This is a genomic window from Streptomyces sp. NPDC049597 (assembly GCF_040675505.1).
GTDB lineage: Bacteria > Actinomycetota > Actinomycetes > Streptomycetales > Streptomycetaceae > Streptomyces.
On record NZ_JBFAOY010000001.1, the window covers coordinates 709,400 to 724,291 of the forward strand.

Genomic DNA, 14,892 nt, shown 5'->3' on the forward strand with positions numbered 1-14,892 from the left:
CGTTCCACACCGGGCACACATCTGATCTACGGAGGGGCAAGACTTCTATGTGCGGAATTGTCGGTTACATCGGCAGGCGCGACGTGGCTCCGCTGCTGCTGGAGGGTCTGCAGCGGCTGGAGTACCGGGGGTACGACTCGGCGGGCGTGGTGATCAACAGCCCCAAGGCCGCCGCCCTGAAGATGGTGAAGGCCAAGGGCCGTGTCCGCGACCTGGAGGCCCGCGTCCCCAAGCGCTTCGCCGGCACCACCGGCATCGCCCACACCCGCTGGGCCACGCACGGCGCGCCCAGCGACGTCAACTCGCACCCGCACCTGGACCCGGAGAACAAGGTCGCCGTCGTCCACAACGGCATCGTGGACAACGCCGCCGAGCTGCGCGCCAAGCTGGAGGCCGACGGCGTCGTCTTCGCCTCGGAGACCGACACCGAGGTCATCACCCACCTGATCGCCCGCTCCCAGGCCACCACCCTGGAGGAGAAGGTCCGCGAGGCCGTCAAGGTGATCGAGGGCACGTACGGCATCGCCGTCATGCACTCCGACTTCGCCGACCGCATCGTCGTCGCCCGCAACGGCTCCCCCGTCGTCCTCGGCATCGGCGAGAAGGAGATGTTCGTCGCCTCCGACGTCGCCGCCCTGGTCGCCCACACCCGCCAGATCGTCACCCTCGACGACGGCGAGATGGCCACCCTCAAGGCCGACGACTTCCGTACGTACACCACCTCCGGCGCGTCCACCACCGCCACCCCGGAGACCGTGGAGTGGGAGGCCGCCTCCTACGACATGGGTGGCCACGACACGTACATGCACAAGGAGATCTGCGAGCAGCCCGACGCGGTCGACCGCGTGCTGCGCGGCCGGATCGACGACCGGTTCAACACCGTGCACCTGGGCGGCCTGAACCTGGACGCCCGCGAGGCCCGCGGCATCCGCCGCGTCAAGATCCTCGGCTGCGGCACCTCGTACCACGCGGGCCTGATCGGCGCCGGGCTGATCGAGTCCCTGGCGCGCATCCCCGCGGATTCCGAGCCGGCCTCCGAGTTCCGCTACCGCAACCCGGTCGTCGACCCCGACACCCTCTACATCGCCGTCTCGCAGTCCGGCGAGACCTACGACGTGCTCGCGGCCGTCCAGGAGCTCAAGCGCAAGGGCGCCCGCGTCCTCGGTGTGGTGAACGTCGTCGGCTCGGCGATCGCCCGCGAGGCCGACGGCGGCACGTACGTCCACGCCGGCCCCGAGGTCTGCGTCGTCTCCACGAAGTGCTTCACCAACACGGTCGTCGCCTTCGCCCTGCTCGCCCTGCACCTGGGCCGCATCCGTGACCTGTCGGTCGCCGAGGGCAAGCGGATCATCGAGGGCCTGCGCAAGCTGCCCGCGCAGATCAGCGAGATCCTCGAGTCCGAGGACGAGATCAAGAAGCTGGCCGAGCAGTACGCGGACGCCAAGTCGATGATGTTCATCGGCCGGGTGCGCGGTTACCCGGTCGCGCTGGAGGCCTCCCTGAAGCTCAAGGAGATCTCCTACATCCACGCCGAGGCGTACCCCGCCTCCGAGCTCAAGCACGGCCCGCTCGCGCTCATCGAGCCCGCGCTGCCGACGGTCGCGATCGTCCCGGACGACGAGCTCCTGGAGAAGAACCGCGCCGCGCTGGAGGAGATCAAGGCCCGCTCCGGCCGCATCCTGGCCGTCGCCCACCGCGAGCAGGAGAAGGCCGACCACACGATCGTCGTGCCGAAGAACGAGGACGAGCTGGACCCGATCCTGATGGGCATCCCGCTGCAACTCCTCGCCTACCACACGGCCCTGGCCCTCGGCCGGGACATCGACAAGCCGCGCAACCTGGCGAAGTCCGTCACCGTCGAGTAGGTCCGGCCGGCGCCCCTCGAGGGCGAACCGAGCCTGAACAACAATGGAGAACGCCCCCTGTGCGTGCCACCAGCGCACAGGGGGCGTTCCCTTGGTGCCGGCCGGCGCGCAACCCGTCACGCCGGCCTCGGAGGGGGGTGCCTGACGCCTCCCGCGGGACACCCCCGGCCGCTCAGCCGGTGGCCGTCACTCCCCGGCCGGCAGCGCGTCCGCTGAACGTGGGCCACTTGGCGAGTGCCGCCGTCGCCCCGTACCACGCGACGAGGCCCGCGACCGCGCCGACCCAGCCGCCCGCCTTGGCGAGACCCGCGTTGCCCGCGAAGGCGGCTATGGCGCCGAGCAGCAGGGACAGGCACAGCAGGCCGTACACGCCCTGACCGAGGATGCCGCTGCCGGAGGACGCGGCGGTCAGCGTCAGCGCGAGCAGGGCCCACAGCAGCATGAACATGCCCGCCGCCTCGGCCGACACCTCACTGCCCACGCCGGTGCCCCAGGTGAACCAGAACGCGCCGAGCCCGGCGAACGCCGTGCCCGAAGCTCCGTCGCCTGCCCGGTACTCGAGCAGACCGACGACGAACAGTGCGACGCCGCCGACCCAGGTCGCGAGGGCCGCGGCGTCGGCCGCGGTGACGTTGTCGATCACTTGGGTGTTGCCGACGCCGAACGCCAGCAGGGTCAGTCCGAGCGCGAGACGGCCGAGGGTGTTGGTCGATCCGGCGCTTCCCGCAGAGACTCCGTTGTCCACGGCGGGCTCCCTTCCTGTCTGTGCAGTTGTGCTGCAGTGGTGCTGCCCAGTGCTGCGGACCCAGCGACCGGTATGTACCCTTCACAAGCGCACAATCCACCTGCTACGGATGGGTAGATTTCCGTATGTGCGAGGCGAGTTGACGATGTCTCACCTGCTGAGACGGAGGGAAGTGGAGTGACGTGTGGGGCGCGCCCCGGGGGTCACGGGATGACGATCACCGGGCGCTGGGCGCGCCGCGCGAGCCGGCCGGCGACCGAGCCGAAGATCCGGCCGACGATGCCGTGCGTGGAGCCGACCACGATGGCGTCGGCCGAGTACTCGCGGCCGACCTCCTCCAGCTCGTGACAGATGTCGCCGCCGCGCTCGACCAGGATCCAGGGGACCTCGGTCAGGTAGTCCGCACAGGCCAGCTCCAGGCCCAGGACCTCGGTGCGGTGGTCGGGGACGTCCACGAAGACGGGGGGCTCACAGCCGGCCCAGACGGTGGTCGGCAGCCGGTTGGCGACATGGACGATGATCAGGCCCGAACCGGACCTGCGGGCCATGCCGATGGCATAGGCGAGCGCCCGCTCGCTGGAGGTCGACCCGTCGAATCCGACGACGACTCCGTGCCGGAAGGCGGGATCGCAGGAGTGGCATGACTCTTCGGCCGCCCGCAGGTCCGACAGGGGATCGGCTACCTGCTTGCGGTCCGCGGGATCGGGGAATTCGTGACCGGCCATCGATGTCTCGGCGAAGAAGATCCTCTTGGGAAGGGTCTGCGAAGGTGCGTCGGTTGGGACGGGTGCGGAGCCATGTCCGGGAATCATCTTCCCAAGCCCATACCCCCAAGGGTACGGCGGCACTCCTCTCCTGCCCAGGCCTCGCCGTGCCATGCGCGGCGTTCCAGGGAGCATGCCCCAGCCCGCCCCGTATGGCAATGCCACATGGCCACTACAGCCGTCTGTCGACGCGCACAGTGACCGGACGGCTACAGCGCTCGTTGGGCCCGGCGGCCGGCATGATCCGCCGGACAGGCACGGGCGGATCCGCCGGTCCGACCCAGACCTCCCGCCGCGCCCCAGGAGTTCCGAGTGCCCGCATGTCCGCCCGCCTCCGACCCCGTGCGATCCTCGACCCCGCGCCGCGGACGGCGCCGGATCCCGAATCCGGCAGCCACCCCGGGCCGGACCGCCCCGTCGCACGTCCCCGGGCTGCGCCCGGCGGCCGGCGCGGCGAGCGACGTCGTGCGCTGGGCGGTCTTCACCTGCCTGCTGGTACCGGTCGTCCTCGTGATGTACGGAACGTCCGTCGGCGGGGCGGCGGCGGCCGCGCTGGGGCTCGCGGCCATGACGGCCGCGTGCCGGGTGCTGCTGCGCCACTCGGAACGGGAGGCCGCCCACGCGCGCGTCCGGAGCGGCGCACCGCGGACAGGCCGGCGCGCCCGGGGCGCCGAGGGCGCGCGCCGGGACGCTCACCACGGTCCGGTAAGTGGGCCCGCCGACTGACGAGTTCGCATCTCACACCATCGGTTTTCAGCCAACTTCACACAGCGGGCCGGACCTTGTCGAAAGTGCCCGCCAACCCGCTTCTCACCAGGCAAGAAAGGACCGCAGACGGCGCTCGCACCCTACGGGGACGGGCCATGCCCGGAACGCGGACTTCCCTGCGGGGCCCCTCGAGTGGAACGCTTCGTGATCGACAGCATCGCGCCAAGTTGCCAAGTCGACATAGCGGGGCATGCCGAACGTGTCACGGCGGCGGCGCGGGACGCAGTAGATTCGATCATGAGTATCGATGGCCGGGGGACTCGTGCGGAACCGAGGGGAAACGTGCAGGAGCGAAAGGCCCGAAAAGAACGGGGAGACGCGCACTTCGAGGGGGGCTTAGCGTCATGAGTCAGGACTCCGCTGCACCGGAGGCAGCACGGAAACTTTCCGGCCGCCGGCGCCGGGAAGTCGTCGCGGTGCTGCTGTTCAGCGGCGGCCCCATTTTCGAGAGTTCCATCCCGCTCTCGGTGTTCGGAATTGACCGTCAGGACGCCGGAGTTCCCCGCTACCGCCTGCTGGTGTGCGGTGGTGAGGAGGGGCCGCTGCGGACCACCGGCGGCCTGGAACTGACCGCGCCGTACGGCCTGGAGGCGATCAGCAGGGCAGGCACCGTCGTGGTGCCCGCCTGGCGCTCGATCACCTCGCCGCCGCCGCCCGAGGCGGTGGAGGCGCTGCGCCGGGCTCACGAGGAGGGCGCCCGCATCGTCGGGCTGTGCACCGGGGCGTTCGTCCTCGCCGCGGCCGGCCTGCTCGACGGCCGCCCGGCGACGACCCACTGGATGTACGCGCCGACGCTGGCCAAGCGCTATCCGTCCGTGCACGTGGATCCGCGGGAGCTGTTCGTCGACGACGGCGACGTCCTCACCTCGGCGGGCACTGCGGCCGGCATCGATCTGTGCCTGCACATAGTGCGCACCGACCACGGCGCCGAGGCGGCCGGGGCGCTCGCCCGCAGGCTGGTCGTGCCGCCGCGCCGCAGCGGTGGGCAGGAGCGCTACCTCGACAGGTCTTTACCCGAGGAAATCGGCTCCGACCCGCTGGCCGAGGTCGTCTCCTGGGCTCTGGAGCACCTCCACGAGCAGTTCGACGTGGAGACGCTGGCCGCTCGGGCGTACATGAGCCGCCGGACGTTCGACCGCCGCTTCCGTTCGCTGACGGGCTCGGCTCCGCTCCAGTGGCTGATCACCCAGCGGGTGCTGCAGGCGCAGCGGCTGCTGGAGACCTCCGACTACTCGGTCGACGAGGTCGCGGGCCGCTGCGGCTTCCGGTCGCCGGTGGCGCTGCGCGGCCACTTCCGGCGGCAGCTGGGGTCCTCCCCCGCGGCCTACCGGGCCGCCTACCGGGCACGCCGGCCCCAGAGCGAGCCGGGCCAGCCGTCGATGGTGGACGCGGTCGTGCCGGCCCAGACCGCGGCGGGCATGCGCCGCGCCGCCGCGGCGGCCGCGGGCCTGCCGGGAGCGACGGCCACCGCCGCCGCCCCGCCCGAGGCGGTCCGGGGCGCGGCCGAGATGTACGGCCGCGCGGGCCTGCCGGGGCAGCGGAGCATGGGCTAGCACGGCATCGTTCGTGAGCACCGGGCCGGGCGCGTGAGCGCCCGGCCCGGCGGTGTGTGGCCCGGGCCGGATGACGTCTGCGCCCGGCCCGGTGGCGTGTGCGCAGGGCCGTACGGCATGAGCGCCCGACCCGGTGCGTGTTGGCCCGACATGGTGGCGTGTGCCGGCCCCGTGAGGTCTGCGCCCGGCCCGGTGGCGTGTGGCCCGGCCCGGGGGCATGTGCGCACGCCCGGGGCCCCGTCGTCACGCGCCCCATAAGGTAGGGCGCATGAACGATCGCATGGTGTGGATCGACTGCGAGATGACCGGGCTCTCGCTGACGGACGACGCACTCATCGAGGTGGCCGCGCTGGTCACCGACTCGGAACTGAACGTGCTCGGCGACGGCGTGGACATCGTGATCCGCCCGCCGGAGGCGGCGCTGGAGACGATGCCCGAGGTCGTGCGCCAGATGCACACCGCCTCGGGCCTCCTCGACGAGCTCGCCGGCGGCACCACGCTGGAGGACGCCGAGGAGCAGGTCCTCGCGTACATCCGCAAGCATGTCAAGGAGCCCGGGAAGGCCCCGCTGTGCGGGAACTCGGTCGGCACCGACCGCGGCTTCCTGTCCCGTGACATGCCGACGCTGGAGGGCTACCTCCACTACCGGATCGTCGATGTCTCCTCGATCAAGGAACTGGCGCGCCGCTGGTACCCGAGGGCGTACTTCAACAGTCCGGAGAAGAGCGGCAACCACCGGGCGCTCGCCGACATCCGCGAGTCGATCGCCGAGCTGCGCTACTACCGCGAGGCGGTCTTCGTCCCGCAGCCCGGGCCGGACTCGGACACGGCGCGGGCGATCGCGGCGAAGCACGTGCTGCCGGCGGAGCCCGCGACATAGCCGCATCATCCCTGTGGGCGGCCCCGCGAAACCCTGGCGCGAGCACCCTCCGGGACCCTGTACACTTTTTCTCGGCCGGTCGGGAAAAGGACCGGTCGTGGTGGGTGTAGCTCAGCTGGTAGAGCACCTGGTTGTGGTCCAGGATGTCGCGGGTTCGAGTCCCGTCACTCACCCTGAATGATCAAGGGCCCGGCCTGCGAAGACAGGCCGGGCCTTCGTCATGCCCCGAACTTCGGGAACACAACGGGAACACGACTGTCTGCGCCCGGTCGTCTCGTCAGATCATGGCGAGCATCGTGGAACGGCCGAAGAAGGACGGCAGTCTTCGGCCTCCCGGCGCTCTTGAGGCTCACCACCAGGGCCCCGACCGACACGACAAGGGCGCCATCAGCCGGACGCGTCTCCCCATTCCATGGCGTGAGGCTACGGTGTGGCACCGACAGCTGTCGTCACTACGCCGCGCCCCACTGGTGGGCGCGGCCGCCGCGCCACTCCACCCAGATCGGATCGTCAAGGAGCGGCTCCGGGTCCAAGATCCCCGCGTTCTCCAAGAACACGATGAGGTCGAAGTCCGAGTGCGCCAGCCCGAGGATCTCGTCCCGCCCCCCGCGGCGTATGGTCACCCGCCGGCCGCCCGTCGCGGACGGCCGATGTACGACGATCGGCGCACCCATCTCTCCAGGGTGCTTCGCACCGCAGCTCACAGCATCCCCAGCGGAATCGGGTCGGCAGCCTCGATCCCGCCCAGCCCGCCCGAAGCACGTCGCCCGCCGCACGGTCACGCTCGTGGCTTCGAACACATGGACCCTGCACAAGATGATCACTTAGGCTGCCCCGCGCGCAGGAGCAACTCCTGCGCCAGAAAGGACAGATCCGTGACCAAGATCCGCCGCGCCCTCACCGCGGCCGCCGCTGCCGCGAGTGCTGTTGTCCTCGCTTCCACCCCCGCTTCGGCGTACCCGACCTGGCAGGCGTGGAACCCCCCGGCGTCCTACGACTGCGGCGACACCACACACAGCACGCCGTCCACCAAGGTCATCCACCAGGTTTGCATCGGCTTCAACCAGACCAATGCCAGCGCTCAGGCCGTTCTCCTCGTTCGCAACAACTCAACCGTGAACATCAAAATCGATTCGGCCACAGTCTGGTGGAAGAACGCGGCCGGCTACGGCATCGGCGCCCAGGCCCACTGCGAGAGCACAATCGTCGTGCCCGGCGAACTGACCGCCTGCTACGGGATGACCATCTTCCCCGGCACTGATTACACGGCCCACGCCAATTACTGGTACAACGGCAAGCTGAGCACCGCGGTGCCCGAGAAGATCTAGAACCTGCCCTGACCAGGCTTACCGTGGCGGCTCGGGCCACACGTCCGGGCCGCCACCCCGCCACTCGATCAGCTCCGTGCTCTCGATGTCGAGCGTGTCCGGGTCCAGGCCGGCACGGCGCAGGAACTCCTCAAGATCCTTCAGGCTGCGCGCCATGCCCATGATCTGGCTATCGATGTGCACGCGCCGACCGCCGCTCTTCGATGGCTTCGACACGACGACCGGCGGGTGGATGGCCATGCCCTCAGCGTGCCCCCGCCAGCCGGTCAGAGCATCCCGAGTTCGGAGTCGGGGCGGCAGAACTGGCACACCTCCACGCCGTCGGCCAGCAGTCGGCGGGCCTCGGCCGCTGGTAAGGGTTCGGTCCTCTTCGCCATGTGGCAGTCGCCAAGGTGAACCTCGAACGGCTTGCGCTCGGCGCTGATGCCGTGAGAGATCACGAAGCCCGGATCCTTCGGGGCAGCCTCTGCTCGGCGCCGGCCGCGGCGGCACGCTGCTCCTCCTGCTCGATCCAGCGGTCGGTCTGGGGCGAGCTGCTGCTCCTGGACGCGACGCAGGAACGGAGGAGATCAGGCGCGGATTGGGGACACATGTTTGAGTGCAGGCGGGCGTACCCGGTACCACAGCGGGAATGATCAGCCCTCCCGGGCGGCCCTCTTCACAGCTTTCTCCAGCTCGGACCTGTTCGCGCCTACCGCCGCCGCGTGCTCGCTGATCGCGTTCTCCACCACAGCCGCCGCCTCCACCCAGGGCCGCCAGGCTTCCGGACTGTCGCCGGCCGCCGTCGCCGCATCGCGCGCCCGATCCGCCTCGCGCTGAAGTTCGATCAGGGATTCGGGGAGTTCATCAGCCACGGCCGGATCCTACGACCGCACCCGGCGCTGCTACGCAGGAGGAGCGGAGACGCGCTGCGCGAGTCGCACGATCAGCTCGTCCGCAGCGCCGGCCTCGGCCCCGTTCCCGTCAGCCAGGGCCGGAGGAGTCTCAGCCCCGACCCGCCGCCAGTACCCATGCGCCACCACACCCCCTGTCCCGACTTCGGCCGGGGCAGCGGGCGCATTCGTGTCTCTGCGGTCAGCCCAGCCGGGCTCTGAGTGCCGTGCCCCGCACGGTCGGCGCCGTACGGCGCTTCGCGCGGTGTCCGCCGACTCCCCCACGGGGGCCACATCCCGTGAACGGGCTCCGCCCCGGGAGTCCCGCCGGCGCTCGAGGCGCCAGACCCCCGGGGCAGGCCGCGGAGTCACTTGTAGGCGGCGAACGCCTTCGTGAACGCCAGCGGGTCCTGGAGGATCGAGCTGCACGTCGCGTCCGCCGCCGGCTTCTCCCCGCCCGCGCACTGCTTGTCGCGCGTCGAGGACCACATCGACAGCCATCCCAGGTTCTTCGACTCGGCGAACCGCACCAGTTGGGTCGCGTCCTCCACCCGGAAGATCTCCGTGACGACGTCGTTGACGCCGATCATCGGCGTCACGGCGACGGTCCGCCACGCGTCGGCGTCCGACAGCCCGAGCACGCCCTTGATCTGCGCCTGCGTGGCCGTGGCTGCCTGGATCGCGTACTCGCCCATGTCGCCGCTGTACGCCGGCCCGTAGTCCATCGCCATGATGTTGACCGCGTCGATGCGCACACCGTTCTTCTTCGCGTCGGCGATGAGGTCCACGCCGGGCTGGGTCAGCCCCTCCGGCATGACCGGCAGGGTGAAGGAGACGTCCAGGTCCGGGTGCGACTTCTGGAGCTGCGCGATGGCCTGCGCACGGCGAGAGTTGGCGGCGGTGTCCGGAAGTGCGGCGCCCTCCACGTCGAAGTCGACCTTGGTCAGCCTGTACGTGTCGACGACCTTGCCGTACGCCTTCGCCAGCTCGTCCGCCGTCGCGCAGTTCAGCGCCAGTTCCCGGCCGGCGGCGCCGCCGAAGGAGACGCGGACGTCGCCGCCCTTGGCGCGCAGGTCGCCGATCTGTGCCGCGACCTTGTCGTCGCCGAGTCCGGTCACACCGCCCCACAGCGGGACGCAGCCGCCGCCCGCGGTGATGAAGGCGAGGTGGAACTCCTTGACGCCCGTCCTGGCGGCGGTGTCCAGCATGTCGTACGCCGGGTACAGCGAGGTGTCGACGTACGGCGCGAACCGCGCGGCCGCGCCCGGCGTGGGCGCACCCGTCTGCGTGGGCGTCGGCGTGGGCGTGGCGCTCGGGGTGCTCGGCGTCGGCTTGGGGGTGGGCGTCGGCGTGGGCTGCTCGGTGGGACGGCCGCTGGGCTGCGGCGTCGGGCCCCCGTCGGCCGAGCACACGACGCCGTCGATGAGGCAGGACGCCGGGTCCGCCGCCTTGCCGCTCGCCGAGGCGACGAAGCCCACCGTGACGGAGGCGCCGGGCGCGAGGTCCTTGTTCCAGCTCGCGGGCTTCACGGTGACGTGCCGCCCTTCCACCGTGTGCTCACCGTTCCACAGGGAGCCGATGGTGGTGCCCTCGGGCAGTTCGAACTCCAGCGTCCAGCCGGACCGGGCCGTGCCGGTCTCGTTGGTGACGACGTACTGACCGGTGTAACCGCCGTCCCAGGAGCTGGTCCTGGTGTACGCGGCGCCGACCGCCGCGGCCTGCGCGGTGCCCGTGAGGACGACCGCCGCGCCGCCGATCACGGCCGCCACGACGACCGCGCCGACGGCCTTGGTCCTGACGCTCGCCCTGCGCCGGTGCGTACTGCTGCCCATCGCGTCCTGCCTCTGCATTGCGGAAGTGGGGGTGGATGCGGCAGCACGCTAGCGGCCGCGAAACGGACAATCGTCCGATCACAGGCGGGCGTCGGGTTCCTTAGGACGCGCTTAAGGAAGGCATCGGGGCCGATTAATGCTCGGGGGCCGGCCGGGTGTGGAGCGCTCTCAGACGGTCGCCCTGCGGCGCCGTTGCACCCGCCCGCGGTGGCCGCGCCGGCGCTCGCCACGCGCCGACTCGCGCGGGTCGAGCCCGATCCACACGCGGACCTCCGTACCGCCGAGCACCGAGCGGCCGATGCGCACGTCCCCGCCGGTCGACTCCGCGACCCGGCGCACGATGTCCAGGCCGAGACCGGTCGAGCCGTCCTTGGCCCCGCTGTTGCCGCGGGCGAGCGCGGCGGCCGGGTCGGCGATGCCCCCGCCCGCGTCCGATACGAGCACGATGACGGCGTCGTCGCTGTTGTGGACGTCGACGGAGAAGGCGGTGCCCTCAGGGGTGTGCCGGAAGACGTTGCCGAGCAACGCGTCGAGGGCCGCGGCGAGTTCGGGGCGGGCCACGGGGATGCGTACGGGCCGGTCCACGCCCGCAAGCCGCACCTTGCGGCCCTCGTCCTCGGCGAGCGCCGACCAGAACTCCATCCGCTCGCGCACCACTTCCGAGGCGTCGCAGCCCGCGCCGGGCCCCGCCGCCGCGGTCTGCGGCTTCGCCGCGCGCGCCGTACGGATGATGGTGTCGACCTCGCGTTCCAGCTGGGCGACGGCCGCCCTGGTCTGCTCGGCGGCTGCGCTCTCGCCGAGCGAGGCCGCGTTGAGCCGCAGCACGGTGAGGGGGGTGCGCAGCCGGTGCGAGAGGTCGGCGGCCAGCTCGCGCTCGTTGGCGAGGAGCTGGACGACCTGGTCGGCCATCGAGTTGAACGCGACGGCCGCGGAACGCAGTTCGGGCGGCCCCTCCTCGGGGACGCGAGCCCCGAGCCTGCCCTCCCCGAGTTCCTGCGCCGCGCCCGCGAGCCGCCGGGCGGGCTGCACCATGCGGACGCCGAGCCGGTCGGCGACGGCGACCGACCCGACGACGAGCGCGACGCCGACGCCCGCGAGGACGAGCCAGGCGGTGTCGACGCCGTTGGACACCTCACCCTCCGGCACGAAGATCTCGACGACGGCGATCTGCCCGGTGCCGATGGCAGTGGGCTGCAGCAGCGCGGAACCGCCCGGCACCTCGGTGATCGAGGCACGCCCGATGCGCTGCACGGTGGCGAGGTCCTTGGCGGCCGCGCGCCGGGTGCCGATCTCCAGCGGGACGCTGCCGAGTTCGCCGGAGGCGGGGATGTGCACGGCCATCCGGCCGGCCCCGCCGGCGGGCGTGGACTCCACGGCGCGCTCCAGCGGCCCGCGTTCGGTGGTGACGGTGAGCGTGGGGCCGATGGCGGCGGCCTGCCGCTCGGCGTTGGAGAACGCGCGGTCGCGCGCCATCTCCTTGATCACCATGCCGAGCGGCAGGGCGAAGGCGAGCACGACCATCACGGTGACGGCCAGGGAGACCTTGACCAGGGCCCACCTCACGGCCGCACGGCCTTCGGCGGCTCGAGCTTCACTCCCACTCCCCGCAGGGTGTGCAGGTACCGGGGGCGAGCGGCCGTCTCGCCGAGTTTGCGGCGCAGCCAGCTCAGGTGGACGTCGATGGTCTGGTCGTCTCCGTAACTCTGCTGCCACACCTCGGCCAGCAGCTCCTTGCGGGGGACGACGACTCCGGGCCGCCCGGCGAGGAAGGCCAGCAGGTCGAACTCACGGCGGGTGAGGTCGAGCGGGACTCCGTCCAACTCCGCCTGGCGACGCAGCGGATCGATGGACAGTCCGCCGACCTGGAGGACGCGGCTCGGCGGGGCGTCACCGGTACCGGCGCGTGCCCGGCGGAGCACGGCGGCCATCCGCGCGGACAGGTGCTCCACGGAGAACGGCTTGGTCAGGTAGTCGTCGGCGCCGTCGTTGAGCAGCCGCACGATCTCGGCCTCGTCGTCCCGCGCGGTCGCGATGATCACCGGCACGTCGGTGATGCCGCGCAGCATCTTCAGGGCCTCGGCACCGTCCAGGTCGGGCAGACCGAGGTCCAGGATGACCACGTCGAAGCGGAAATGGGCCACCTCGCGCAGCGCCTCCAGGGCCGTGCCGACGCTCCGTACCGTGTGGGAGGCGTCGGTCAAGTGCCTGATGAGGGCGGAACGCACGAACTGGTCGTCCTCGACCACGAGCACACTTGCCATGGGACGGCACCGTACGCCATCCGAAGGACCCCGGCCCTGTGGACGGGTGGGCGGGACAGCCGGGGAACGTGTGGTGCACTATGGCCCGGATGAGCAGAGGACTGGTGCATGCCCTGGCATGGTCGCTGTCCACCGGAGCCGCGGTGACGCTGTCCTGGTGGGGCGTCCACACGGTCATGGCCGGAACCGCGTACGACCGCCCGCGCGCGCTGCCCATCACGGCGCAGACCTCGGCCCCGCAGGCTCCGTCGCCGGAACCGGCGCCGGGCACGCCGCGCCCGTCTCCCACGCCGTCCCCGGTGAAGCCGTCCGCCACGCCCCCGCCGTCGCGGCCCTCGCCGGCCGAGCCGTCGAAGCGTCCGTCGCCCTCCGCCTCCGCGGGGAACGTGAAGGGCTACACCGTCGAGGGCGGCCGGGTCGTCTTCGACATCGGCCAGAACTCGGCCGAACTGGTCTCGGCGACACCGGCGTCGGGCTGGCAGATGCAGGTGTGGACGCAGCCGGCGTGGATCCGGGTGACGTTCACTCAGGACGGCCACGAGGTGTCGGTGTTCTGCACCTGGAACGGGCACCCGCCGATGGTCCAGTTCGACGAGCGGTAGCTAGCTCTTGAAGACGTCGGCCGGCGGTACGGGCGAGTCCTTGGCGCTCGCGTCCGTCACCGGCGCCGCTCCTCCGGTGAAGTCGGCGAGCGCCCGGCCGTGTTCGACGCGCCCCGCGAAGGGGTCGCCGGCGACGCGGCGGGTCAGCTCGGCGACCGGCAGCTCGGAGTCCGAGGCGAGGAGTACGGCGTTGCCGAAGCGGCGGCCACGCAGCACGGTCGGGTCGGCGGCGAGCGCGAGCTCGGGGAAGACGGCGGCGGCGGTCGCGATCTGGGCGCGCAGATGCGTGAGCGGGGGGCCGTCGGCGAGGTTGGCCGCGTAGTACGCGCCCGGGCGCAGCGCCCTTCTCACCTCGGCGAGGAACTCCGTACTGGTCAGGTGCGCGGGCGTGCGGGCCCCGCTGAACACGTCGGCGATGACGAGGTCCGCCCAGCCGTCCGGCACCTTGGCGAGTCCGGCGCGGGCGTCGGCCGCGCGGACTCGGATGCGGGCGCCGGGGTCCAACGGGAGCCGGGTGCGCACCAGTTCGACGAGGGCGGCGTCGATCTCGACGATCTGCTGTGTGGACCGGGGCCGGGTGGCGGCGACGTACCGGGCGAGGGTGAAGGCGCCGCCGCCGAGGTGCACGACCCGCAGAGGGCGGCCGGGCGGGGCCGTCAGGTCGACGACGTGGCCGAGTCTGCGCTGGTACTCGAAGGAGAGGTGGCCGGGGTCGTCGAGGTCGACGTGCGACTGGGGCGCGCCGTCGATGAGGAGGGTCCAGCCGCGGGGCCGCTCGCGGTCGCCGACGAGCTCGGCGACGCCGCCGTCCACGCGCTCGACGAGCCCCCCGCCGTCCCGCTCCCGCTGCCTGCGCCTGCCCACGCCCCCATTATCGCCGCGGCTCGCGCGCGAGCGCGCGGGGGTGTGACCGGTCACGAAACGGCCCCCGCGGCGGCCTGCCGCGCCCGCGTGCCCTGGCCCCGGACCCGGCCGTGTGGGGGGCGTCGACTTGGTCCGGGGGCGCCCCATGGCCCGGCCACGGCGGGTCCACTGCCCGAGCGGGGCAGGGCGGCAGCCCGTCTGGCCCACCCCCTCCGCACCGCGCGGCGGGCGCCGTCAGGCCGCCGGAGGGAAGCCCGCCGGAATGCCTCGGACCGCACAGCAGGTGATGCCCCTACGCCGGGGGCAGGGGCACCGCCGACGAAGCGGGCCCGCGCGAGAACACGAACAGCGCCCTCCCCGGGGCCCACCCTCCGCACCGCGCAGGGGCACCGTCAGACCACCGGGGGAAAGCCGGCCAGAGCCTCGCACCGCACAGCAGGTGATGCCCCTACGCCGGGGGCAGGGCACCGCCGACGAAGCGGGCCCGCGCGAGAACACGAACAGCGCCCTCCCCGGGGCCCACCCTCCGCACCGCGCAGGGGCACCGTCAGACCACCG

The 14,892-nt window shown here is 72.0% G+C and carries 16 protein-coding genes and 1 tRNA gene; 7 read left to right on the plus strand and 10 right to left on the minus strand.

The genetic code is table 11. The features are described 5' to 3' along the window. Positions 1 to 47 precede the first annotated feature (47 nt). Positions 48 to 1,865, plus strand: a complete 1,818-nt coding sequence (gene glmS / locus AB0K02_RS03135; RefSeq protein WP_365990578.1) for a glutamine--fructose-6-phosphate transaminase (isomerizing) — start codon at positions 48 to 50, stop codon at positions 1,863 to 1,865. Positions 1,866 to 2,037: 172 nt separating this feature from the next. Here glmS and AB0K02_RS03140 read toward each other — a convergent pair whose 3' ends face one another. Continuing rightward, entirely contained in the window at positions 2,038 to 2,610 is a 573-nt protein-coding gene (locus tag AB0K02_RS03140) for a GPR1/FUN34/YaaH family transporter (RefSeq protein WP_365990579.1), read from the minus strand. 203 nt (positions 2,611 to 2,813) lie between these two features. Then, entirely contained in the window at positions 2,814 to 3,335 is a 522-nt protein-coding gene (locus AB0K02_RS03145) for a universal stress protein (RefSeq protein ID WP_177150970.1), read from the minus strand. Positions 3,336 to 3,806: 471 nt separating this feature from the next. Between AB0K02_RS03145 and AB0K02_RS03150 the strand changes: the two genes are divergently transcribed. The 4 genes from AB0K02_RS03150 (at position 3,807) to AB0K02_RS03165 (ending at position 6,748) form a co-directional block, all read left to right on the plus strand. Next, entirely contained in the window at positions 3,807 to 4,100 is a 294-nt protein-coding gene (locus AB0K02_RS03150; RefSeq protein WP_365990746.1) for a hypothetical protein, read from the plus strand. Positions 4,101 to 4,486: 386 nt separating this feature from the next. Beyond that, positions 4,487 to 5,695, plus strand: a complete 1,209-nt coding sequence (locus tag AB0K02_RS03155) for a helix-turn-helix domain-containing protein (RefSeq protein ID WP_365990580.1) — start codon at positions 4,487 to 4,489, stop codon at positions 5,693 to 5,695. A 268-nt stretch (positions 5,696 to 5,963) separates the two neighbouring features. Continuing rightward, positions 5,964 to 6,575, plus strand: a complete 612-nt coding sequence (orn, locus tag AB0K02_RS03160; RefSeq protein WP_365990581.1) for an oligoribonuclease — start codon at positions 5,964 to 5,966, stop codon at positions 6,573 to 6,575. Positions 6,576 to 6,675: 100 nt separating this feature from the next. Next, positions 6,676 to 6,748: transfer RNA gene (locus AB0K02_RS03165), tRNA-His, on the plus strand. A gap of 279 nt (positions 6,749 to 7,027) precedes the next feature. Here the strand turns inward: AB0K02_RS03165 and AB0K02_RS03170 are convergent. Further along, positions 7,028 to 7,249, minus strand: a complete 222-nt coding sequence (locus AB0K02_RS03170; RefSeq protein ID WP_365990582.1) for a hypothetical protein — start codon at positions 7,247 to 7,249, stop codon at positions 7,028 to 7,030. 201 nt (positions 7,250 to 7,450) lie between these two features. On the opposite strand from AB0K02_RS03170, the gene AB0K02_RS03175 reads away from it, so the two are divergent. Continuing rightward, positions 7,451 to 7,903, plus strand: a complete 453-nt coding sequence (locus AB0K02_RS03175; protein ID WP_365990584.1) for a hypothetical protein — start codon at positions 7,451 to 7,453, stop codon at positions 7,901 to 7,903. 18 nt (positions 7,904 to 7,921) lie between these two features. Here AB0K02_RS03175 and AB0K02_RS03180 read toward each other — a convergent pair whose 3' ends face one another. From AB0K02_RS03180 to AB0K02_RS03205, 6 genes are all read right to left on the minus strand, one after another. Beyond that, positions 7,922 to 8,143, minus strand: coding sequence for a hypothetical protein (locus AB0K02_RS03180; protein WP_365990585.1), 222 nt, complete (start codon positions 8,141 to 8,143; stop codon positions 7,922 to 7,924). 26 nt (positions 8,144 to 8,169) lie between these two features. Next, positions 8,170 to 8,343: a DUF6233 domain-containing protein gene (locus tag AB0K02_RS03185; RefSeq protein ID WP_365990586.1), complete on the minus strand. Its 174-nt coding sequence runs from the start codon at positions 8,341 to 8,343 to the stop codon at positions 8,170 to 8,172. A gap of 195 nt (positions 8,344 to 8,538) precedes the next feature. Next, entirely contained in the window at positions 8,539 to 8,757 is a 219-nt protein-coding gene (locus AB0K02_RS03190) for a hypothetical protein (protein WP_365990587.1), read from the minus strand. A 386-nt stretch (positions 8,758 to 9,143) separates the two neighbouring features. Further along, positions 9,144 to 10,607 carry a cellulose binding domain-containing protein gene (locus tag AB0K02_RS03195; RefSeq protein ID WP_365990747.1) on the minus strand — a complete coding sequence of 488 codons (1,464 nt, stop codon included), beginning with the start codon at positions 10,605 to 10,607 and terminating at the stop codon, positions 9,144 to 9,146. 168 nt (positions 10,608 to 10,775) lie between these two features. Beyond that, on the minus strand, positions 10,776 to 12,170 hold the full coding sequence (locus AB0K02_RS03200; RefSeq protein ID WP_365990588.1) for a HAMP domain-containing sensor histidine kinase: 1,395 nt from the start codon (positions 12,168 to 12,170) through the stop codon (positions 10,776 to 10,778). Further along, positions 12,167 to 12,868 (minus strand): response regulator transcription factor, encoded by a 702-nt coding sequence (locus AB0K02_RS03205; RefSeq protein WP_365990589.1) that lies wholly within the window; start codon positions 12,866 to 12,868, stop codon positions 12,167 to 12,169. The genes AB0K02_RS03200 and AB0K02_RS03205 overlap by 4 nt, the downstream gene beginning before the upstream one ends. 89 nt (positions 12,869 to 12,957) lie before the next feature. Between AB0K02_RS03205 and AB0K02_RS03210 the strand changes: the two genes are divergently transcribed. After that, positions 12,958 to 13,470 (plus strand): hypothetical protein, encoded by a 513-nt coding sequence (locus AB0K02_RS03210; RefSeq protein ID WP_365990590.1) that lies wholly within the window; start codon positions 12,958 to 12,960, stop codon positions 13,468 to 13,470. On the opposite strand, the gene AB0K02_RS03215 is transcribed toward AB0K02_RS03210, so the two are convergent. Next, positions 13,471 to 14,334 (minus strand): fused MFS/spermidine synthase, encoded by an 864-nt coding sequence (locus tag AB0K02_RS03215; RefSeq protein WP_365990591.1) that lies wholly within the window; start codon positions 14,332 to 14,334, stop codon positions 13,471 to 13,473. Between the last annotated feature and the right edge of the window lie 558 nt (positions 14,335 to 14,892).